This is a genomic window from Micromonospora sp. KLBMP9576, from assembly GCF_050941805.1.
Lineage (GTDB): Bacteria > Actinomycetota > Actinomycetes > Mycobacteriales > Micromonosporaceae > Micromonospora.
The window spans coordinates 4579080-4599778 of the sequence record NZ_CP194567.1; the positions used below are offsets into that span (position 1 = coordinate 4579080).

Annotated in this window: 14 protein-coding genes; 5 read left to right on the forward strand and 9 right to left on the reverse strand. The window is 75.0% G+C overall.

Annotation, left to right across the window (positions count from 1 at the left end):
• Positions 1 to 131 precede the first annotated feature (131 nt).
• Both ACQ452_RS20000 and ACQ452_RS20005 read left to right on the forward strand, forming a co-directional pair.
• Positions 132 to 1046: an ATP-binding cassette domain-containing protein gene (locus ACQ452_RS20000; RefSeq protein ID WP_433386645.1), complete on the forward strand. Its 915-nt coding sequence runs from the start codon at positions 132 to 134 to the stop codon at positions 1044 to 1046.
• Positions 1043 to 1897: a hypothetical protein gene (locus ACQ452_RS20005; protein WP_433386646.1), complete on the forward strand. Its 855-nt coding sequence runs from the start codon at positions 1043 to 1045 to the stop codon at positions 1895 to 1897. Before ACQ452_RS20000 ends, ACQ452_RS20005 begins: the two co-directional genes overlap by 4 nt.
• A gap of 91 nt (positions 1898 to 1988) precedes the next feature.
• On the opposite strand, the gene leuS is transcribed toward ACQ452_RS20005, so the two are convergent.
• Positions 1989 to 4823 (reverse strand): leucine--tRNA ligase, encoded by a 2835-nt coding sequence (gene leuS / locus ACQ452_RS20010; RefSeq protein WP_433386647.1) that lies wholly within the window; start codon positions 4821 to 4823, stop codon positions 1989 to 1991.
• Between the two features lie 573 nt (positions 4824 to 5396).
• Between leuS and ACQ452_RS20015 the strand changes: the two genes are divergently transcribed.
• The 3 genes from ACQ452_RS20015 to ACQ452_RS20025 are packed head-to-tail and all read left to right on the forward strand — an operon-like array spanning position 5397 to position 10249.
• The gene (locus ACQ452_RS20015) at positions 5397 to 6452 is read left to right on the forward strand and encodes an AAA family ATPase (protein ID WP_433386648.1); all 1056 of its coding nucleotides are present in this window, start codon (positions 5397 to 5399) and stop codon (positions 6450 to 6452) included.
• Position 6453: 1 nt separating this feature from the next.
• Positions 6454 to 7752: a DUF58 domain-containing protein gene (locus ACQ452_RS20020; protein ID WP_433386649.1), complete on the forward strand. Its 1299-nt coding sequence runs from the start codon at positions 6454 to 6456 to the stop codon at positions 7750 to 7752.
• Positions 7753 to 7768: 16 nt separating this feature from the next.
• Complete coding sequence (locus ACQ452_RS20025) at positions 7769 to 10249, forward strand: transglutaminase TgpA family protein (protein WP_433386650.1); 2481 nt, start codon at positions 7769 to 7771, stop codon at positions 10247 to 10249.
• Positions 10250 to 10532: 283 nt separating this feature from the next.
• On the opposite strand, the gene ACQ452_RS20030 is transcribed toward ACQ452_RS20025, so the two are convergent.
• The 8 genes from ACQ452_RS20030 to ACQ452_RS20065 all read right to left on the reverse strand — a co-directional run bounded on the left by ACQ452_RS20030 (position 10533) and on the right by ACQ452_RS20065 (position 20663).
• Entirely contained in the window at positions 10533 to 10931 is a 399-nt protein-coding gene (locus ACQ452_RS20030; protein ID WP_433386651.1) for a DUF3040 domain-containing protein, read from the reverse strand.
• Positions 10932 to 11046: 115 nt separating this feature from the next.
• Entirely contained in the window at positions 11047 to 12306 is a 1260-nt protein-coding gene (locus ACQ452_RS20035; RefSeq protein ID WP_433386652.1) for a DNA polymerase IV, read from the reverse strand.
• A gap of 52 nt (positions 12307 to 12358) precedes the next feature.
• Positions 12359 to 13510, reverse strand: a complete 1152-nt coding sequence (locus ACQ452_RS20040) for an alkaline phosphatase family protein (RefSeq protein WP_433386653.1) — start codon at positions 13508 to 13510, stop codon at positions 12359 to 12361.
• Positions 13507 to 14271 carry a class I SAM-dependent methyltransferase gene (locus tag ACQ452_RS20045; RefSeq protein WP_433386654.1) on the reverse strand — a complete coding sequence of 255 codons (765 nt, stop codon included), beginning with the start codon at positions 14269 to 14271 and terminating at the stop codon, positions 13507 to 13509. The genes ACQ452_RS20040 and ACQ452_RS20045 overlap by 4 nt, the downstream gene beginning before the upstream one ends.
• 131 nt (positions 14272 to 14402) lie before the next feature.
• The gene (locus ACQ452_RS20050) at positions 14403 to 14576 is read right to left on the reverse strand and encodes a hypothetical protein (protein ID WP_433386655.1); all 174 of its coding nucleotides are present in this window, start codon (positions 14574 to 14576) and stop codon (positions 14403 to 14405) included.
• 100 nt (positions 14577 to 14676) lie between these two features.
• Positions 14677 to 18108 carry an error-prone DNA polymerase gene (locus ACQ452_RS20055; protein ID WP_433386656.1) on the reverse strand — a complete coding sequence of 1144 codons (3432 nt, stop codon included), beginning with the start codon at positions 18106 to 18108 and terminating at the stop codon, positions 14677 to 14679.
• A gap of 195 nt (positions 18109 to 18303) precedes the next feature.
• Entirely contained in the window at positions 18304 to 19866 is a 1563-nt protein-coding gene (locus tag ACQ452_RS20060; protein WP_433386657.1) for a DNA polymerase Y family protein, read from the reverse strand.
• A complete protein-coding gene (locus tag ACQ452_RS20065; RefSeq protein ID WP_433386658.1) occupies positions 19863 to 20663 on the reverse strand; it encodes a hypothetical protein in 801 nt (266 codons plus the stop codon). Before ACQ452_RS20065 ends, ACQ452_RS20060 begins: the two co-directional genes overlap by 4 nt.
• Positions 20664 to 20699 lie beyond the last annotated feature (36 nt).

A 20699-nucleotide genomic window follows, 5' to 3' on the forward strand; every position in this document is an offset into this window, starting at 1 on the left:
CGCACACGGTAGCCAGCCCGCCGCCGCCGGGGCATCGGCCCGTGGGCGTACGCCCCGGGGCGAATGGCCGGCCGCCGGTTGTGACCGCCGGGGCGACGCCGTGCCGGCCGCCGCCCGGCAGCGTGGGCCAGGTGATCGAACTTCGAGCCCTGACCAGACGGTACGGCCGCACGACGGCCGTCGACGACCTCACCCTGACCGTGCGCCCCGGCCACGTCACCGGGTTCCTCGGCCCCAACGGGGCCGGCAAGTCCACCACCCTGCGGATGATCCTCGGCCTCACCGCGCCGACCGGCGGCACCGTCACGGTGCACGGGGTCCGGTTCCCCGACCGGCCGCGCGGGCTTCGGCACGCCGGCGCACTGCTCGACGCCGGCGACGTGCACGGTGGACGCAGCGCCGTGGCGCACCTGTCGGCCCTGGCCCGCAGCAATGGGATTCCACGCGGCCGGGTCGACGAGGTGCTGCGGGAGGTGGGGCTCGCCGCCGCTGGCCGGCGCCGGATCGGCGGCTTCTCCCTCGGCATGCGGCAGCGGCTCGGCATCGCCGCCGCGCTGCTCGGCGACCCGCCCGTGCTGCTCTTCGACGAGCCGTTCAACGGCCTCGACCCGGAGGGGGTGCGCTGGGTCCGGGACCTGTTCCGGCGGCTGGCGGCCGAGGGGCGCACGGTCTTCGTCTCCAGCCACCTGATGAGCGAGATGGAGCACTGCGCCGACCGGCTCGTGGTGATCGGCCGGGGCCGGCTCATCGCCGAGCAGAGCCTCGCCGAGTTCGCCGCCGGCAGCACCCGGGCCAGCGTGACCGTCCGCACGCCCGAGGCGACGACGCTGGCTGCCGCGCTGACCGCCGAGGGCGCGGACGTCCGGCCGGCCGACGCCGGTGCGCTCGTCGTGACCGGCCTGACCGCCGCCCGGATCGGCGACCTCGCGCTGGCCCACGGCATCGGGCTGCACGAGTTGACCACCCGCACCGCCTCGCTGGAGGAAGCCTTCATGGAGATCACCGCTGACAGCGTCGAGTACCTCGCCGGGGAGCAGACCCGATGACCGCCGGGACCGAGCTGACCCGCCGGCCGACCCGCGCCGACGCCCCGGCCCGCTTCCGCGACCTGCTGGCCGCCGAGTGGATCAAGCTGTGGTCGCTGCGCTCGACCCGGTGGACGCTGCCGCTGGTCTTCCTGTTCGTGGTCGGGGTCAGCGTCAACGCCAGCCTCGCCGACCACCGCAACTGGCCGACGTACCCCGAGGAGCGGCGGGAGATGTTCCGCCTGTACGGGCCGGTGCGCGACGCCTTCCCCGAGGCCGGCTACCTGCTGCTGATCCTCGCCTCGGCCACCGTCGGTGCCCTGACGATCGTCGGGGAGTACCAGAGCGGGCTGATCCGGGCCACGTTCGCCGCGGTGCCCGCCCGCCGGGCGGTGGTCGCGGCGAAGGCCGCCGTGCTGACCGGGGTCATGCTCGGCCTCGGCACGCTCACCGCGGCGACGTCGTTCTGGGTGTCCCAGGCGATCCTCGCCGATCGGGGCGCCAGCTGGTCGATCGGCGAACCCGGGGTGCTGCGCGCCGTCGTGGCGAGCGCCGTCGTGGTGCCCGTGTGCGCGCTGGTCGGGATGGGCATGGGGGCGCTCACCCGGCACGCCGCCGCAGCCGTCTTCGCGGCCACGACGGTGCTCCTGCTCCTGCCGATGGTGGTCGACCGCGACGAGCACCGGTGGATCGCCGAGCTGTACGACACCCTGCCCGTCGTCGCCTGGCTACGACTGATCGAGGTGCATCCCGACATCGTCAACCCGGTCCCGTACCCGGCCACGGTCGCCGGCTCCTGGCTGGCCCTGGCCGCCTGGTCCCTGGTAGCGGCGCTGGCAGCCGTCACCCTCGTGCACCGCCGCGACCCCTGACCGCCACGCCCGCGACCGGCGCGCCAGGCGCGGGCGAGGGTCCCGTCCTGTCCGGGAGCCGGCGGGACGGGACCCTCGCGGGTAATCGACGTCAGGCCACGACGGAGACCATGCGGCCCCTGATGACGATGACCTTGCGGGGTTCCTTGCCGGCCAGGGCCGCCGCGACCGCCTCCAGGGCCGCCGCGCGGACGGTCTCCTCGGTCGCGTCGGCGGGCACCTCGACCCGGCCCCGCACCTTGCCGTTGATCTGCACCGGGTACGTCACCGTCTCCGCCACCAGCAGCGCCGGGTCGGCGGTCGGGAAGTCGGCGTACGTCAGGGAGGTGTCGTGCCCCAGCCGCCGCCACAGTTCCTCGGCGACGTGCGGGGCGAACGGCGCCACCATCAGCACCAGTGGCTCGGCCACCTCCCGCGGGGTCGCCGACAGCCGGGTCAGCCCGTTGGTCAGCTCGATCAGCTTGGCGATGGCGGTGTTGAACCGGATCGCCTCCATGTCGCCACGGACCCCGTCGACGGTCTTGTGCAGCAGCCGCCGGGTCGCGGAGTCGGCGGGGACGTCGGTGACCCGCAGCGCGCCGCTCTGCTCGTCGACGACGGCCCGCCAGACCCGCTGCAGGAACCGGTACGACCCGACGACCGCCCGGGTCTCCCACGGGCGGGACACCTCCAGCGGGCCCATCGACATCTCGTAGACGCGGAACGTGTCCGCCCCGTACACGGCGCACATCTCGTCGGGCGTGACCACGTTGCGCAGGGACTTGCCCATCTTGCCGTACTCGCGGGTGACCTCCTGGTCGCCGTGGAAGTAGCGGCCGTCGCGCTCCACGACCTCCTCCGCCGGCACCGGTGTCTGCCGGGCGTCCCGGAAGGCGTACGCCTGGATGTAGCCCTGGTTGAACAGCTTGCGGAACGGCTCGAACGACGAGACGTGCCCCAGGTCGTACAGGACCTTGTGCCAGAACCGGGCGTACAGCAGGTGCAGCACGGCGTGCTCGGCGCCGCCGACGTACAGGTCGGTGCCCCCGCAGTCGCCCTCGCCGCGCGGCCCCATCCAGTACGCCTCGTTCTCCGGGTCGACGAAACGCTGCGAGTTCGTCGGGTCCACGTAGCGCATCTCGTACCAGCACGAGCCGGCCCACTGCGGCATCACGTTGGTCTCGCGGGTGTAGCGCTGCGGGCCGTCGCCCAGGTCCAGCTCCACCTCCACCCAGTCGCGCCGGCGCGACAGCGGCGTCTCCGGGTTGCTGTCGGCGTCGGACGGGTCGAAGGTGCGCGGCGAGAAGTCGTCCACCTCGGGCAGCTCGACCGGCAGCATCTCCTCCGGCAGCGCGATGGCCGCGCCGGTGGCGTCGTACACGATGGGGAACGGCTCGCCCCAGTAACGCTGCCGGGAGAACAGCCAGTCGCGCAGCCGGTAGGTCACCGCGCCGGCGCCGTGCCCGTTGGCCTCCAGCCACTCGATGATCCGGGCCTTCGCGTCGACGACGGCCAGGCCGTTCAGGTCCGGGCCGCCTGCGGGCGCGGCGCTGTTGACCGCCGGCCCGTCCCCGGTGTACGCCTTGCCGTCGAAGCCCTCCGGCGGCTGCACGGTACGCACGATGGGCAGCTCGAAGACCTCGGCGAACGCCCAGTCCCGCTCGTCCTGGGCGGGCACCGCCATGATGGCGCCCGTGCCGTAGCCGGCCAGCACGTAGTCGGCGACGAAGATCGGGATCTGCCCACCGGTGACCGGGTTGGTGGCGTACGCCCCGACGAAGACGCCGGTCTTCTCCTTCGTGTCGGCCTGCCGCTCGACGTCGGTCTTGGCCGCCGCCGCCTTGCGGTACGCCTCCACGGCGGCGCGCGGGTTGGCGTGCCCGCCCGTCCACGCGTCCGCGGTCCCGGCCGGCCAGGCCGCCGGCGTCAGCGCGTCGACCAGCTCGTGCTCGGGGGCCAGCACCAGGTAGGTGGCGCCGAAGACGGTGTCCGGCCGGGTCGTGAACACCCGGATCGGCTCGACGGTGGTCGGGAAGCCGATGTGGGCGCCGGTGGAGCGGCCGATCCAGTTGCGCTGCATCAGCTTGATGGGCTCGGGCCAGTCCAGCGCGTCCAGGTCGTCCAGCAGCCGGTCGCCGTACGCGGTGATCCGCATCATCCACTGCTTCAGGTTGCGCTTGAAGACCGGGAAGTTGCCCCGCTCGGAGCGGCCGTCGGCGGTGACCTCCTCGTTGGCCAGCACCGTGCCCAGCCCCGGGCACCAGTTCACCGGCGCCTGCGAGACGTACGCCAGCCGGTGGTCGTCGACGACGGCCCGGCGCTCGGCGACGGACAGCTCCGCCCAGGCCCGGCCGTCGGGGGTCGGCCGGTGGCCGCCCTCGAACTCGGCGATCAGCTCGGCGATGGGGCGGGCCCGCCGCGCCTCGGTGTCGTACCAGGAGTTGAAGACCTGCAGGAAGATCCACTGCGTCCAGCGGTAGAAGTCGGTGTCGATGGTGGCCACCGAGCGGCGCTCGTCGTGGGCCAGGCCCAGCCGGCGCAGCTGCTCCTTGTAGCGCTCGATGTTCTGCACCGTCGTGGTGCGGGGATGGGTGCCGGTCTGCACCGCGTACTGCTCGGCGGGCAGGCCGAACGCGTCGAAGCCCATCGCGTGCAGCACGTTGCGCCCCGCCATCCGCTGGTAGCGGGCGTAGCAGTCGGTGCCGATGTAGCCCAGCGGGTGCCCGACGTGCAGGCCCGCACCCGACGGGTACGGGAACATGTCCAGGACGTACAGCTTCTCCGCCCCGGCGCGGGGATGGTCGGGATCGGCCAGCGGGCCCGTCGGGTTCGGGGCGTGGAACGTGCCCTCGCGCGCCCAGACGTCCTGCCAACGCTGCTCGATCTCCTCGGCCAGGGCCGCGGTGTATCGGAACGGGGGAATGTCGGCCGGTGCTGCCTCACTCATGGCGTCTCCTCGCTTCGCTCGTCGCCGCCGGCCGCGCCGCGGCCGGGCTGGGTGCTGACCTCGCTCGGCGCGGTCATGTCGGTATGGTCCGGCTCTGCCCGCCGCCGGCGCCGCGCCCGCGCCCCGGTGGGGGTGCCGGCCACCGGGGCGTCCGGCAGCGGGCACAAAAAAGCCCCTCGCGCAGGAGGGGCCGCCGTGCTGTCGCGCGTCAGCGCATCAGCACGGCCCGGTAAGGAGCAGGAAGAATCCGGCCATGACCGGGAGTGTACCCCGCCGCCGGCTCCCGCACGTCGCCCGCCACCCGTCGGCCGGGACGCCCGGGCCCGCAGGTGAGCGCCCGTCGCGGCCCGCGCGGACCGCGACGGGCGCCGGGAGCCGGCGCCCGCTCCCCCGACCGGCGAATATTCGGTGCGTAACCGACCGTCTACCTGCGGGGGTCGGCGACAGCGAGAAACATGGTTAGCCTGAGAGGCCAGTGAGATTCCTGCGGCATACGAGGCTCGGCGTCGCGAACCCTACGGCGGGTCCAACTGCTCTATACAGAGCTGCCGTTCGGCGACGAGGAGGAGGCCCGTGACACAACAGACCAGGGACGAGGTGGGCGGCCTACTGCCGCACGACGAGTTCCGCGCCGCCAGCGAAGCCATCGTGTCGAACATCGAGCAGGTCATCGAGGGTAAGACCGCCACGGTGCGGCTCGCCCTGGCCGTCCTGCTCGCCGAGGGTCACCTCCTGATCGAGGACGTGCCCGGGGTCGGCAAGACCAAGCTCGCCAAGGCCCTGGCCCGCTCGATCGACTGCTCGGTGCGCCGCATCCAGTTCACCCCCGACCTGCTGCCCAGCGACGTGACGGGGGTCAGCGTCTACAACCAGGAGACGCACGACTTCGAGTTCCGCCCCGGCGCGGTCTTCGCCAATCTGGTCGTCGGCGACGAGATCAACCGCGCGTCGCCCAAGACGCAGTCCGCGCTGCTGGAGTGCATGGAGGAACGTCAGGTCACCGTCGACGGCGTGACCTACCACCTGCAGACGCCTTTCATGGTCATCGCCACCCAGAACCCGATCGAGATGGAGGGCACCTACCCCCTGCCCGAGGCGCAGCGCGACCGCTTCACGGCCCGCATCGCGATGGGCTATCCGGATCCGCGCGCCGAGCTGGCGATGCTCGACGGGCACGGCGCGACGGACCCGCTGGACGAGCTGCACGCGGTCTCCGACGCCAACACCGTGCGCCGGCTGATCGCCCACGTCCGGCAGGTGCACGTCGCCGAGGCCGTCAAGCAGTACGCGATCGACCTCGTCACCGCCACCCGGGAGGCCCCCGACCTGCGCCTCGGCGCGTCCCCCCGGGCCACCCTGCAACTACTGCGCACCGCCCGTGCGGTGGCCGCGCTGGAGAGCCGCGACTACGTCCTCCCCGACGACCTGCAGGCGCTGGCGGTGCCGGTGCTCGCCCACCGGATCATCCCGACCGCCGACGCGCAGCTCGCCCGGCGCACCACGGACGCGATCGTCTCCGACCTGGTGCACCGCCTGCCGCTGCCGCACGACCGCGGGCGCTCCCCTTACGACACCCGCCCTCCGGGCGAGGGCAACGGCCGAGCCACGTACGAGCCACGGAGGCGATGACGTGCGCGACGGGCTGCGAGGGCTGACCACCCGCGGTCGTTCGTTTCTCGCGGCCGCGGTCGCGGCGGCGATCTCGGCCGGCATCCTCGGCGAGAAGGACCTGCTCCGGGTGGCCGTGCTGCTGGCGATCCTGCCGCTGCTCGCCGCGGCCTACGTGGGACGCAGCCGCTACAAGCTGGCCTGCACCCGGTCGCTGGACCCGCACCGGGCGCCCGTGGGCGCGAGCTCCCGGGTGGTGCTGCGGCTACAGAACCTCTCCCGGCTGCCCACCGGCACCCTGCTGCTGGAGGACCGGCTGCCGTACGCGCTGGGCAGCCGGCCCCGGGTGGTGCTGGAACGCCTCGGCGCCCACCAGGCCAGTTCGGTGGCCTACACGGTGCGCGCCGACGTGCGCGGTCGCTACGAGGTGGGTCCGCTGGTGGTCCGGATGACCGACCCGTTCGGGTTGTGCGAGCTGAGCCGCGCCTTCCCGAGCATCGATCACCTGACCGTCATCCCGCAGGTCACGCCGCTGCCGGCGGTGCGGCTGCCCGGCGAGTACGCCGGCAGCGGCGACAGCCGGGCCCGCTCCGTCGCCGTGCACGGCGAGGACGACGCCGCCACCCGGGAGTACCGGATGGGCGACGACCTGCGCCGGGTGCACTGGAAGTCCACCGCGCGCACCGGCGAGCTGATGGTGCGCCGGGAGGAACAGCCCTGGGAGAGCCGGGCCACCGTCGTGCTGGACACCCGCGCGTACGGTCACCGGGGCGACGGGCCGACGGCCTCCTTCGAGTGGGCGGTCTCGGCGGCGGCGAGCATCGCGGTGCACCTGCGCCAGGCCGGCTACAAGCTGCGCCTGGTGACCGGCTCCGGCGCCGACGTGGACGCGTCCGAGGCGGCCGGCGACGGCATGCTGCTCGACCACCTCGCCGAGGTGCGGCTCGACAAGACCGGCGAGCTCACCAGCCTGGCGCAGCGGGTCCGGCAACGGTCCGACGGTGGCCTGATCATCGGGCTGTTCGGCTCGCTGGGCACCGCCGAGGCCGAACTGCTGGCGGGGCTGCGGGGCAACGGCGCCACCTGCGTCGGTTTCCTGCTCGACAGCTCCACCTGGCTGCACCTGCCGGCCAAGGCGCGGACCGAGGCCGACCAGGCGCACGGCGCCGCCGCGCTGGCCATGATGCGCAGCGGCTGGCGGGTCATCGGGGTCGACCACGGCGCGGGGCTGCCCGCGTTGTGGCCGCAGGCGGCCCGCGGTTCGCAGGGCTTCGCGCTGCGGGCGGCCATGGCCGAGACGGTGGCCGGCGGCATGCGATGAACGGAAGGGTCCCCTCATGATCGCCCACCGGAACCTGGGCTTCGTGGCCGCCGTGGCCACGCTGCTCGCCGCCGCCCCGCTGTCGGCCATCTTCCAACGCTGGACGTGGCTGATCGAGGCGACGCTCGCGGTGGCCGTGGTCGCCGCCGTGGCCGCGCTCGCCCGGCTGGCCCGGGCGCCACTGTGGGCCCAGCCCCTGGCCATGCTGGCGGGCCTGACGCTGGCCCTGACCTGGCTCTTCCCCGGCGGCGGCGAGCTGCTGGGCATCGTGCCCGCCCCGTCGACCTTCACGCACTTCGGCGAGTTGCTCAGCGGCTCGCTACAGGACATGCGCTCCTACGGCATCAAGGTGCCCGACACCGAACCGCTGCTGTTCGTCACGGTCCTCGGGGTCGGCGGGGTCGCCGCGTTGGTCGACGTGCTCGCCGTCGGGCTGCGCCGGCCGGCGCTCGCCGGCCTGCCGATGCTGGCGATCTATTCGGTGCCCGTCGCGGTCTACGTGGACAGCGTCCCGGCGGTGCCGTTCGTCGTGGGCGCCGCCGGCTACCTCTGGCTGCTGCTGACCGACAACGTCGACCGGGTCCGCCGGTTCGGCCGGCGGTTCACCGGCGACGGGCGCGACGTCGACGTCTGGGAGGCCTCACCGCTGGCCGCCGCCGGCCGGCGGCTGGCCGTGGTGGGGGTGACGTTGGCCGTGGCGCTGCCGCTGGCCGTGCCCGGCATGACCGGCGGGCTGCTGGACAGCATCGGCGGCGGTTCCGGCAACGGCGACGGCAACGGCCGTCCCGGGCAGGGTGGCACCGGCAGGATCGACCTGTTCGCGGCGCTGAGTGGGCAGCTCAACCAGTCCGAGGTCACCGACCTGGTCAAGGTCACCACCACCGAGAAGAACCCGTTCTACCTGCGCTTCGGGGTGGCCGACAAGCTCGAGGGCGGGGGCTTCCGGTTCAGCATCCCCACCGGCCGCCCCGTCAGCGACCTGCCGGCGCCGTCGGCGCGGGGCGTCGAGCAGCAGGCATACCGGGCCAGCGTCGAGGTGTCGAAGAACCTCAACATGCCGCTGCTGCCGGTCTACAGCGAGCCGGTGGGCACCGAGAACCTGAGCGGCAACTGGGCGTACGACCCGAGCCTGCAGGTGGTCTTCTCCAACCGGGAAAACTCCCGCGACAAGCGCTACGAGTTCGACTACGTGCGTTCGACGTACACGCCCGCGGCCCTGCGGCGGTCCCTGCCGCTGCCGGCCGACCACGCGGTGCGGCGCCTGCATCCCGCGCCACCGGCCGTGCCCGAGGTCGAGGCGCTGGTCTCCACGCTCGTGCGGGGCAAGGACACCGAGTACGACAAGGTCCGGGCGATCTACGACCACTTCTCCGCCGACAACGGCTTCACCTACTCGCTGAGCACCAAGAGCGGCACCAGCGGCCAGGCGATCGTCGACTTCCTCGACAACAAGGTCGGCTTCTGCCAGCAGTACGCCGCCGCGATGACGTGGCTGGTGCGGGCCGCCGGCATCCCGGCGCGGGTGGCCTTCGGCTTCGCCAACGGCAGCAACTCCGGCGACGGCCCGTACACCCTGACCAACCGGAACCTGCACGCCTGGACGGAGGTCTACTTCAACGAGGTCGGCTGGGTGCCCTTCGACGCCACCCCGGCGTACGGCGTGCAGGGCTCGTCCCGGTCGGCCTGGGCGCCGGACATCGACGCCCCGGAGGAGGAGGCGCCGGTTCCCGGCGCGTCGAGCGCCCCCGGCGGTAGCGATCCGGCGGCCGACCCGGCGAGGCGGGAGGACCTGGAGGAGGACATCGACCCCGGTGCGGCCTTCGGCGGGGCGGCCCCGACCGAGCAGGCCCCGAGGTGGCCCTGGTACGCCGCCGGCGCGGCGCTGGCCCTGCTGTTCCTGCTCGCCGTGCCGGCGCTGCGCCGGGCGGCCCTGCGCCGGCGGCGCGGCGGCGGCGCGGCGGCACCGACCGTGGCGCCGGTGGGCGCCGGGGCCGCCACCGACGGCGGCGGGGACGGGCCCGCCGACGGTCGGCGCATGGTGGTGCTGGCGGACACCGAACGGGCCCGCGCGGACGCGCACGCCGCCTGGGACGAGCTGCTCGACACGCTCGTGGACTACCGGGTCCGGATGGACCGCACGGAGACACCCCGGACCACCGCCGCCCGGCTCTCGCGGGAGGCGCTCACCGCCGACGCGGCGGCGATCACGGCGGTACGCCTGCTCGGCCGCGCCGAGGAACGTGCCCGCTACGCCCGCGATCCGATCACCGGGGAGCAGTTCCTGCCGGCCCTGCGCGCCGTTCGGGCCGCGCTCGCCGCCCAGGCCGACCGGCGCACCCGGCTGGTGGCGGCGCTGCTGCCGCCGTCGGTGCTGCTGCGGTGGCGCCGGACCACGGCCGAGGCGTCGTCGCGGCTGGTGGCGGCGGCTGGCCGGGCCCGGCACCGGCTGCTGCGCTGGAGCCCGCGCCGCCTGCTGGCCAGCCGGGTGGCCCGCTGACCGACGGGCCGGGACGCTGCCGAGCTGAAGTCGCATCGGTCGACTGCACGGGACGCTGTCGAGCTGATGTCGCAGACGATTCAGGAGCCACAGCGGCCCCGACGCCACCTGATGACACAGACGACTCAGTTCGACAGCGTCGTGCGAACCTTCCGCCCGCGAACGAGGTCGGCGACCGCTACCGGCCGGTAACGCCCGCCCGGGGCGTCGCCGGCCGCGCGGACCAGCGTCGTCACGGGGCCGCCCGCCTCAGCGGCGGGTCGGGCTCAGCAGCGGGTCGGGCTCAGCGGTGCCCCTCCGGGCGCTGCCGCCACCGATCCTCCATCCGGTCGAGGATGGAGGGCCGCCGACCACCCGATTTGCCCCGGGGGCGACGACGACTCGTCGTCCCGCCCACGACGTGCAGGTCCGGTGACTGCGCCCGACGGTGCGACTGCACCGCGAACGCGGCCGAGGCAAGCATGACGACGAACCCCGCCACTGCCAGCGGCGGAGTCTTGATCACCGCGCCGTAGACCAACAGGGCCAATCCGGCGATCATCACGCCGGCGGCGACGAGCAGGCGACGCCGCGTATGGAAACGCGGGTCGCTGGCGCGCACGGCCGAGGCGAATTTGGGGTCCTCGGCAAGCGACCGCTCGATCTGCTCGAACAGCCGCTGCTCGTGCTCCGAGAGCGGCACGGCACTCCTCCCCGGTCACGTTGGTCGGCCCGGTCGGGCCGGCAGACCGTGGCAGCCATCCGGCTGCTTACCCGCAAGTCTACGAGGGCCCCCCCGCGTCGGAAAGCGGGACGACCTATGGTCGGGGTGGATTTTCATTTCGTCCCCCCTCCCGGAACCCGAGCAGACTGGCCGGACCTATGACGGACCGCCCGAAACGGGCAGCCGCGGCGTCCGCTGCGGCCTCCGCCTCCCGCCAACCCCGCTCGGGCGCGCCGAGGGCGAGCTGACGCGGCGTCTCCTGCGCGGCGGCGAGCCCCTCGACCCGTACGCCGACCAGTCGGATCCGCTCAGCCGGGTCGAGAGCGGTGTAGAGCGCCCAGACGGTGTCGAAGATCTCCCGGGCGACGTCGGTCGACCCGCCCGCCGTGCGGGACCGGCTGACGGTGCGGAAGTCGGCCATCCGCACCTTCAGCGACACGGTCCGCCCGACCTGCCCGGCCTGACGCAACCGGATGCCGACCTTCTCGGAGAGGGCGAGCAGCGCCCGCCGGATCTCCAGCGGGTCACCCACGTCGACGTCGAAGGTCACCTCGGCGCCGATCGACTTCTCCACCTGCTCGGGGCTGACCCGGCGCGGGTCCCGGCCCCAGGCCAGTTCGTGCAGGCCGGCGGCGGCCGCCGCACCGAGCGCCTTGCGCAGCATGCCCAGGGGCGCCTCGGCGAGGTCGCCGATGGTGGCCAGGCCCAACCGCCGCAACGTCTCGGTGGAGCGCTCCCCCACCCCCCACAGCGCCGACACCGGCAGCGGGTGCAGGAAGTCGAGCACCCGGGTGGCCGGCACCACGAGCAGGCCGTCGGGCTTGGCCCGGGTCGAGCCGAGCTTGGCCACGAACTTGCTCGGGGCGACCCCGACCGAGCAGGTCAGGTCCTGCTCGGCGACGACCCGCTCGCGGACGCGCCGGGCGATGGCCGCGGGCGGGCCGAACAGCCGGCGGGCCCCGGCCACGTCGAGGAACGCCTCGTCGAGCGAGAGCGGCTCGACCAGCGGGGTCACGTCCCGGAAGATCTGCATGACCGCCCGGGAGGCTGCCGAGTATTGGGCGAAATCCGGTGGCAGGTAGACCGCGTGCGGGCAGAGCGCCCGGGCCCGGGCGGTTGGCATGGCGCTGCGTACGCCGTAGTGACGGGCCTCGTAGCTGGCCGAACTCACCACCCCGCGCGGGCCGACCCCGCCGACCACGACGGGCCGGCCGCGCAGCTCGGGGCGGCGGCGGACCTCGACCGAGGCGAAGAAGGCGTCCATGTCGACGTGCAGGATCGGACAGCCGGAATCGTCGGCGTCCGGCCCGAACCGGGGATCGCCGCCCCGGGGCAACGACTGGCTGCGACCCATTCCCGCAGGCTAGCCCCGACCTGCGACATCGGGCCGAACGGGTGCGGCCCGGTCAGCCGCGTACGACCAGCAGCGGGATGGTCATCTCGGCCGCCGTGTCCGCCCCGTGGTATGCCACCAGCCGGGACGCCGCCGGCGGCTCGGACCGGGAGGCGGTCACCGCGTACGTGGCGTTGCAGATCACCACCACGTCGCCGATGCGGGCCAGGTGCTCCTCGGCAACCGGGCCGAACCAGCCGGCGGCCACCACCTCGTCGCGAGTGCGCACCCGGGCCGCCGCCCCGAGCACCGCCGACCAGGCGGCCACGACGTCGTCCACGGCGCCCGGGGTCACGTGCAGGTAGCGGACCCGGGCTTCCCCCGCGACCACCTCCAGCCCGGCGCGCAGCCGGGGGTCGGCGTCCAGGTCGATCCGGTGCCCGACCGGCACGTCGAGCTGGCCGTGGTCGGCGGTGACCAGCAGCGCCGCGTCGGCCGGCAGCCCGTCCACGAGCCGGGCCAGCAGCCGGTCCACCTCGGCCGCGGCGACCCGCCAGGGCACGGAGTCGACGCCCGTGAGGTGCCCGTGCCGGTCCAGGTCGGGGTGGTAGCCGGAGACCAGCGTGGGCCCCGGCCCGGCGGCCAGGGCGGCGAGCATCCGGGTGGCGAGCGCATCGACGCCGGCCGCGCCACGGTAGTCGCCGCCCCGGTTGGCGGCCAGCGTCAGCCCGCTACCGCCGAACTCGGGCCGGCTCACCACCGTCACCGCGACCCCGGCCGCCCGCGCGCGCTCGAACTGGGTGCGCACCGGCTGCCAGCACGGCGGCGGCGGGTCGGCGGCCCACTCGACGTGGTTGAGCACCCGGTCGGTCCCCGGCACCCGCACGGTGAAGCCGAGCACGCCGTGCGCGCCGGGTGCGGCGCCGGTGCCGAGCGTCACCAGGCTCGTCGGCGTGGTCGACGGGAAACCGGAGGTCAGCGGCCGGCCCGTGGTCGCGGCGAGCCCCGCCAGGGTCGGCGCGTACGGCGCGGCGGTCGGGATCTGATGCCAGCCGAGGCCGTCGACGAGCAGCACCGCGATCCGGCGTACGCCGGGCAGGGCGGCGGCCAGCCCGAGCGGGTCGGCGGCGCCGGGCACCCCCAGCGCGGCCAGCGCGCCGGGCAGGATGTCGGCGAGGCTGCCGTCACCGTAGCGCGGCCCGACGATCTCCAGCGGGTCCGTCACGGGCGGCGGGCGAAGACGTGCAGTTGGGCGGCGAGGTCCCGCCAGGGTGCCCGCGCGGCGAGCGCCCGCTCCAACTCGACCAGGGCGGCGGGCTGGCCGTCGGCGACGGCCGCGGGCAGCAGGTCGGCGAGCACGCGTACGCCGTGGACCTCCTCGACCACGAGCCCGGCGGCGCCGAGCAGCGCGGCGGCACCGTCGGCGTCGTAGCGCCGGCGCAGCGTGTCGCGGGTGCCGGCCGCGCCGGCCGGATCGGCGGCCAACGCGGCGGCGACGTCCAGGTGCCCGTTCATCGCCCGACCGAGCACCGCGGCGGCCCGGCCGGCGACCAACACGCTCGCGGCACCGCCCGGGCGCAGCGCGGCGGCCAGCGCCGCCACCACCGCCGCCGGGTCGTCGACGACCTCCAGCACGGCGTGGCAGAGCACCAGGTCGGCGGCGCCCGGCTCGACCAGGCCGGCGAGCGCGTCGCCGTCGCCCTGCACGGCACGGATCCGCTCGGCCACGCCGGCCTCCGTGGCCCGGCGGGTCAGTGCGGCGAGCGCGTCGGGGCTGGCGTCGACAACGGTGACCCGGTGCCCGGCCTGGGCGAGCGGAACGGCGAAGCCGCCCGTGCCGCCACCCACATCGAGCACGGTCAGGGTGCTGCCGGCGCGGCGCTCCAACTCGGCGCGCAGCACCGACCAGATGACGGCGGTACGGGGGGTCAGCGACGGCCCGGCGAGCCGGCCTGGGGTCTGCTCCACCCGGTCGAGCCTAGTCACCCGGTCCAGCCCGGCCGCGCCGCGTCCGCGGCGATCCGGCCCCGGCCGGTCCTCGGCTCTGCGGGACCGGGCCTCCCGTGGGCGGCCCGCCGGCCCCGCCGGGGGGCCGCCGGCCGGTAAAGGACGGAAGGTCAGGACTCGCCGGTGACGGCGTCGTCCTCGGCCCGCGACCGCAGGGCGTTGGCCACCGGGCCCTCGTTGATCTCGTACTCGCGGGGCTCGGTGTGGTGGCTCGGGGTCCAACCGGCGCCGAGCCGGGTCCGCCGGGAGTTTGCCACTGCGCCGCTGTGCTCGTTGTTTCCCATAGATCCGTTCGTCTCCTCTTGCTCACCCGGGCCGCTCTGCCCGCGCGAGCTGGAGTGTCCCTCCATCGGGCGCGGGAAACCGTAACGTGGATCACTGCCGTCAGCGGAAGTCGCGGGAGGCGGGGCTGACCGGCGCCTCGATCGCGTCCAGCCGGTCGGCAGTGAGATTCGTGACTCCCTCGTGCCGCTGCAACCGCCCCCGCACCACCAGCGCGCTGCTGGTGCGGGCAACTCGACGGTAGCGCTGCCAGAGCCCCGGGGAGCACGTGACATTGAGCATGCCGGTCTCGTCCTCCAGGTTGAGGAAGGTGACCCCGCCGGCGGTGGCCGGCCGCTGCCGGTGGGTCACGATCCCACCGACCCGGATGCGCCGCCCCGGCTCCACCCGCCCCAGCCGGGCGATCGGCACCGCACCGAGGACGTCGAGCCGGGGACGCAGGAAACTCACCGGGTGGCTCTCCGGCGACAGCCCGGTCGCCCAGACGTCGGCGACCAGCCGGTCCACCGCCTCCATCCCGGGCAGGGTTGGCGCGGCGACGCCGGTCACCGTGCCCGGCAACCGCCCCGGCCGGTCCTGCGCCGCCGCGCCGGCGGCCCAGAGAGCCTCCCGCCGGGACAGCCCGAAACAGGCGAAGGCGTCCGCGGTGGCCAGCGCCTCCAGCTGCCCGGCGGCCAGACCCACCCGCCGGGCCAGGTCCGGCATGTCGCGGTACGGCCCGTGCGCCGCCCGCTCCGCCTCGATCCGCTCGGCCACCCCGCCGCCGAGGGTACGCACACCGGACAGCCCGAGCCGGACGGCCGGCCCGGTCAGCCCCCAGGCGTGCGGCGGCTCCCCCGCCACGCTGCCCCACCGGGTCTGCGGGGTGGACTCCAACACCGCCAGAGCGCCGCTGGCGTTGACGTCCGGCCGGCGCACCTGCACCCCGTGCCGGCGGGCGTCGTCGACCAGGGTCTGCGGCGAGTAGAAACCCATCGGCTGGGCGTTGAGCAACGCCGCCAGGAACGGCCCCGGGTGGTAACGCTTGAGCCAGGAACTGGCGTAGACCAGGTAGGCGAAGCTCATCGCGTGGCTCTCCGGGAAGCCGTAGCTGGCGAACGCGGAGAGCTTGCGGTAGACGTCGTCGGCCAGCTCGCCGGTGATGCCCCGCTCGGCCATGCCCGCGTAGAGCCGGTCGGCGATGCGGGCCATCCGCTCGGCGGAGCGCTTGGCGCCCATCGCCCGGCGCAGCTGGTCGGCCCCCGCCGCGTCGAAGCCGGCCAGGTCGATGGCGAGCTGCATCAACTGCTCCTGGAACAGCGGCACGCCGAGGGTCTTCTCCAGCGCGTTGCGCATCAGCGGGTGCGGATACGTCACCGGCTCCTGACCGTTCTTGCGCCGGATGTACGGGTGCACCGAGCCGCCCTGGATCGGGCCGGGCCGGATCAGCGCCACCTCGACCACCAGGTCGTAGAACTCGCGGGGCTTCAGCCGGGGCAGGGTGGCCATCTGAGCGCGGCTCTCCACCTGGAACACCCCCACCGAGTCGGCGCGGCAGAGCATGTCGTAGACCTCGGGATCGTCCAGCGTCATGTCGCCCAGATCCAGGCTCAGGCCGATCATGTCGTAGCCGTGGTGCAGCGCGGAGAGCATGCCGAGCCCGAGCAGGTCGAACTTGACCAGGCCGACGGCGGCGCAGTCGTCCTTGTCCCACTGGAGCACGCTGCGGCCCGGCATCCGCCCCCACTCCACCGGGCACACCTCGATCACCGGCCGGTCGCAGATCACCATGCCGCCGGAGTGGATGCCCAGGTGCCGGGGAAAGGTCTGCAACTCGTCGGCGTACGCGACCACCTGCTCCGGGATGTCCGCCACGTCGACGGACGCCACGGACCCCCAGCGGTCGATCTGCTTGCTCCACGCGTCCTGCTGGCCCGGCGAGAACCCGAACGCCCTGGCCACGTCCCGCACCGCCGAGCGGGGCCGGTACGAGATGACGTTGGCGACCTGGGCGGCGTGCTCGCGGCCGTAGCGGGCGTAGACGTGCTGGATCACCTCCTCCCGGCGGCCGGACTCGATGTCCACGTCGATGTCCGGCGGGCCGTCGCGCTCCGGGGCGAGGAAACGTTCGAAGAGCAGCCGGTGCCGGACGGCGTCCACGTTGGTGATCCGCAGCGCGTAGCAGACCGCCGAGTTTGCCGCCGAGCCCCGCCCCTGGCAGTAGATGTCCTGCTCACGGCAGAACGTGACGATGTCGTAGACCACCAGGAAGTAGCCGGGGAAACCCAGCGCCTCGATCATGTCCAGCTCGTGGTCGAGCTGCGCGTACGCCCCCGGATGCGCCTCCGGTGGGCCGTAGCGCTCGCGGGCGCCGGCGCGGGTCAGGTGGCGCAGCCAGCTCATCTCGGTGTGCCCGGGCGGCACCGGGTACGCCGGCAGCCGGGGCGCGACGAGCTGGAGGTCGAAGGCGAGCCCCGCGCCGAACTCGGCGGCCCGGGCCACCGCACCGGGATACGCGGCGAACCGGGCCGCCATCTCGGCCCCGCCGCGCAGGTGGGCGGTGCCGGCCGCGGGCAGCCAACCGTCGAGTTCGTCCAGGCTGCGTCGGGCCCGCACGGCCGCGACGGTGCTCGCCAGCCGCCGCCGCCCCGGGGTGGCGTAGTGCACGTTGTTGGTGGCCACCGTGGGCAGGCCGGCCGCCGCCGCCAGCTCGGCGAGCGCGTCGTTGCGGTCGGCGTCGACCGGGTGCCCGTGGTCGGTCAGCTCCACCGCCACCGTCTCCGGACCGAACAGGGCCGCCAGCCGGTCCAGCTCGCGGGCCGCCGCGTCCACCCCCTCGGTGAGCAGCGCCGCCGGCACGTGCCCCTTGCGGCAGCCGGTGAGCACCAGCACGTGGTCGCGTAGCTCGGCGGCGACCTCCTCCAGCTCACCGTAGACCGGGCGGCCCTTCTCCCCGCCGCGCAACTGGGCGCGGGCGATGGTCGTGGCGAGCCGCGCGTACCCCTCGTGGCCGTGGGCCAGCAACAGCAGGTGCCGCCCGAGCGGGTCGGGCTCGCCGTTCTGCGGGCCGGGCAGGTCCAGGGAGAGCTCGGCGCCGAAGATCGTCGGCAGGTGCAGCGCCCGGGCCGCCTCGGCGAAGCGCACCACCCCGTAGAAGCCGTCGTGGTCGGTGACGGCGAGCGCGGTGAGGCCCAGCCGGGCCGCCTCCTCGGCCAGTTCCTCGGGATGGCTGGCGCCGTCGAGGAAGCTGAAGTTGGTGTGCGCGTGCAGCTCGGCGTACGGCACCGGGTCGTCGGGGCGGGCCACCTCGGGCGGCTGGTAGTGCTCCCGTCGACGGCTCCAGGCGGGCGAGTCACCGCCGTCGGCGTCCACGGCCAGCGGATCGACCGCGTGCAGGTGCCGCTCGTCGCGCCCCCGGCCGCCGGCCCCACCGTCCCGCCCCTTCCTCGGCAGGCCCGTGCCCGGCAGGCCCGGGGTCGGGCGCCCGGCGCCGGGCCGGCCGGAGAGCAGCCGTTCCAGCTCCGACCAGGGCAGCTCCGGGTTGTGGAAGCTCATCGGAGCCCCTCCGAACGGACGGCCGGAGAGATCTTGGACGATTTCGGCCTCCGGAGGGGCCGGAGTTCTCCAAGATCCGAGAGTCGGCGTCCGGTGACCCCGTCAACGGGGCAGTTCGGCAGGGCCCGCCCGCCGCCGGGGCGGCACGCCGACAGGGCACCGCACCGGCCGGGGCGGCGGGGGTGGAGCGGGCGCTCAGTCATAGATCGCCTCCACCAGCCAGCGACCGGCCTCGACGGCGAGCAGCAGTGCCGTACCGTCGGCCAGGCTGACCTGGAACCGGGCCCGGCGGCGGGCCTCGGCCGGCGCCCACCAGCGCTCGTCGACCGGCCACGGACCGGCCCAGCCGACGATCCCGACCGGCCGGGCGGCACCCACGGTCAGCCGGGCCGGCTCGGCGCTGACCTGGAGGCGCGCGCTGACCGCGACCGGCTCGCCGTCGGCGTCGTGCACGAGCGCGGCGAGCGGGTCGGGCAGCACCACGGCCGGCGCGGGTGGCGGCAGGCGGCCCGGCCACGGCGGCGCGGCGGGCCGGGCCGGTAGGCGTTCGTCGCCCCACGGCACCAGGCGCACCTGGTCGGCGGGCGTTCGCCCCCCGCCGAGCACCGCGGTGACCACCGCCTCGGGACCGAGAAGACCCTGCACCCGGCTCAACGCCCGGTGCGCCCGCTCCCGATCCTCGCCGGTCTCCCCCCACAGACCGGGTTGCAGGCCGGCCTGGGCGATCACCCCGTCCGGGACCAGCCGCAGCCGGATGATGCCCGCCGTCGGCCGGGTCGGGCGGGTGCCGGCCCGGCCGGTGCTGCCGGACAGCCAGCCGTCGAGCTGCCAGCGCACCCGGTCGGCGATGGCCGCGGCGGTGAGCAGCCCGTCGTGCCGCCAGACCCGGTGCAGTTCCTGCCCGTGCGCGGTCACCGCCTCGATGCCCAGCCGGGTGCAGGCCAGCCCGTGCGCGGCGAGCCGGTCGTGCAGCCGTTCGGCCAGCGCCCGGGCGGCGAAGGCCGCCGCGTCGACCCGGTCGAGCGGCTCGTCGTGGTCGGCGGTGACCGCGAGGTCGACCGGGGGTTCTCGGACCACGAGCGGACGGTGGTCCCGCCCGGCCGCCAGCCGGTGGGCCAGCGCGGCGTCGAAGCCGAACCGGGCCAGCACATCGCCGGCGGGCAGCGCGGCGAAGTCGCCCAGGGTGCGTACGCCGAGCCGGCGCAGCAGGTCGGTCAGGGCCGGCCGGCCGAGCGCCTCGACCGGCAGGTCGGCGAGGAAACCCGGGGTCCCGCCGGGCGGAACTACCCTCCCCTCGCGGGCGGCCAGCCCGGCGGCGAAGACCCCGTCGGCGATGCCGACCTGGCTCTCCACCGCGCAGGTCTGGGCGACGTGCTCGATGATCCGCTCGGCGGCCATCTCCTCGCCCCCGAGGTGGCGGCCCGGCCCCCGGGCCGCCACCGCGCACGCGCCGGGGCGTACCACCTCGACGCCGGCGACCAGTTCCTCGACGGCGGCGAGCACCGGTTCGAACGCCCGGGCGTCCCGCCCTGGGTCGTGCTCGACGGCGGTGAGCTGTGGGCAGCGCCCCTGCGCCTCCCGTTTGCGCAACCCCCGGCGCACCCCCTCGGCGCGGGCCCGTTCGGAGCAGGCGACCACCCGGTTGGCGTGCAGCACGGCCACCGGGTCGGTGGCGGGCACCCCGTCGACGATCTCCGCGGCGAGCACCGGCCAGTCCGGGCACCAGAGCAGCAGGGTGCGCACCGGTGTGCCGGTCACGCCGGGCCGACCAGGGTGAGCGCGCCGCGAGGCGACGGGTCGGGGGGCGTGGCGGCGACGGTCGGGCCGACCGGGCGGAGACGCCCCGCGCTCGACCGGCCGGTGACGGAGACGACGGTGGGAGGAGCGGAGCGGGGGATGAGCCGGGTCAGCCCGTCCCCGGGCAGCCAGACCTTGATCTCCCTGGGGCGGGCGGCGGCCCCGCGTCCGCGCGCGGAGACGGTGACCTCGCGGCGACGCAGCCTGCCCCGCCCAGGCCCGAGCCCCTCCCAGGAACCCCGGACCACCTGCAGGGTCACGTCCGCGCCGGCCCATTGCCCGTACGGCACGAGGACGCTGCCCCGCTGCCGGGCCCGGGCGGCCAGCCGGTTGGCGACCGGGGCGGAGACCGCCGTCGGCACGGCGGTGACCACGACGTCCACCCCGTCTATCAGCGCGGCGATGACGGTGGCCCACTCCGGGCCCGGGTGTGGCACCAGGGCGAGGCGGTCCAGGGCGATGCCCAGCTCGGCGGCGGCGCCCGCCCCGAACGTCGGGACCCCGACCACGGCGCACCACGAGCCGGACCGGGACGCCTCGGCGAGCAGCGCCAGCACCAGCGAGGTGCCGCCGCTGCGCCGGGGTTGGCCGGTGGCGACCGCGACCGTGCTGCCCCGTCGCAGCCCCCGGTTGGGCAGCAGCCCGGTCAGCTCCGGGGCCACCGGCAACATCCGGTGACCGGTCGCCAGGTCCGGTGCGCTCGCCGGGCGCACCAGCGCGGCCAGTGCGGCGGAACCGACCACCATACGGCCCGCCATCGGACCTACCCCCCGTCGTGCTGTCGGATCAGACGT

What these genes read in the sequence shown, in the direction of transcription:
- ACQ452_RS20005 (WP_433386646.1), top strand. Translation starts at nt 1,043, where the DNA reads ATGACCGCCGGGACCGAGCTGACCCGCCGGCCGACCCGCGCCGACGCC.
- leuS (WP_433386647.1), bottom strand. Translation starts at nt 4,823, where the DNA reads ATGAGTGAGGCAGCACCGGCCGACATTCCCCCGTTCCGATACACCGCG.
- ACQ452_RS20025 (WP_433386650.1), top strand. Translation starts at nt 7,769, where the DNA reads ATGATCGCCCACCGGAACCTGGGCTTCGTGGCCGCCGTGGCCACGCTG.
- ACQ452_RS20035 (WP_433386652.1), bottom strand. Translation starts at nt 12,306, where the DNA reads ATGGGTCGCAGCCAGTCGTTGCCCCGGGGCGGCGATCCCCGGTTCGGG.
- ACQ452_RS20050 (WP_433386655.1), bottom strand. Translation starts at nt 14,576, where the DNA reads ATGGGAAACAACGAGCACAGCGGCGCAGTGGCAAACTCCCGGCGGACC.
- ACQ452_RS20055 (WP_433386656.1), bottom strand. Translation starts at nt 18,108, where the DNA reads ATGAGCTTCCACAACCCGGAGCTGCCCTGGTCGGAGCTGGAACGGCTG.
- ACQ452_RS20065 (WP_433386658.1), bottom strand. Translation starts at nt 20,663, where the DNA reads ATGGCGGGCCGTATGGTGGTCGGTTCCGCCGCACTGGCCGCGCTGGTG.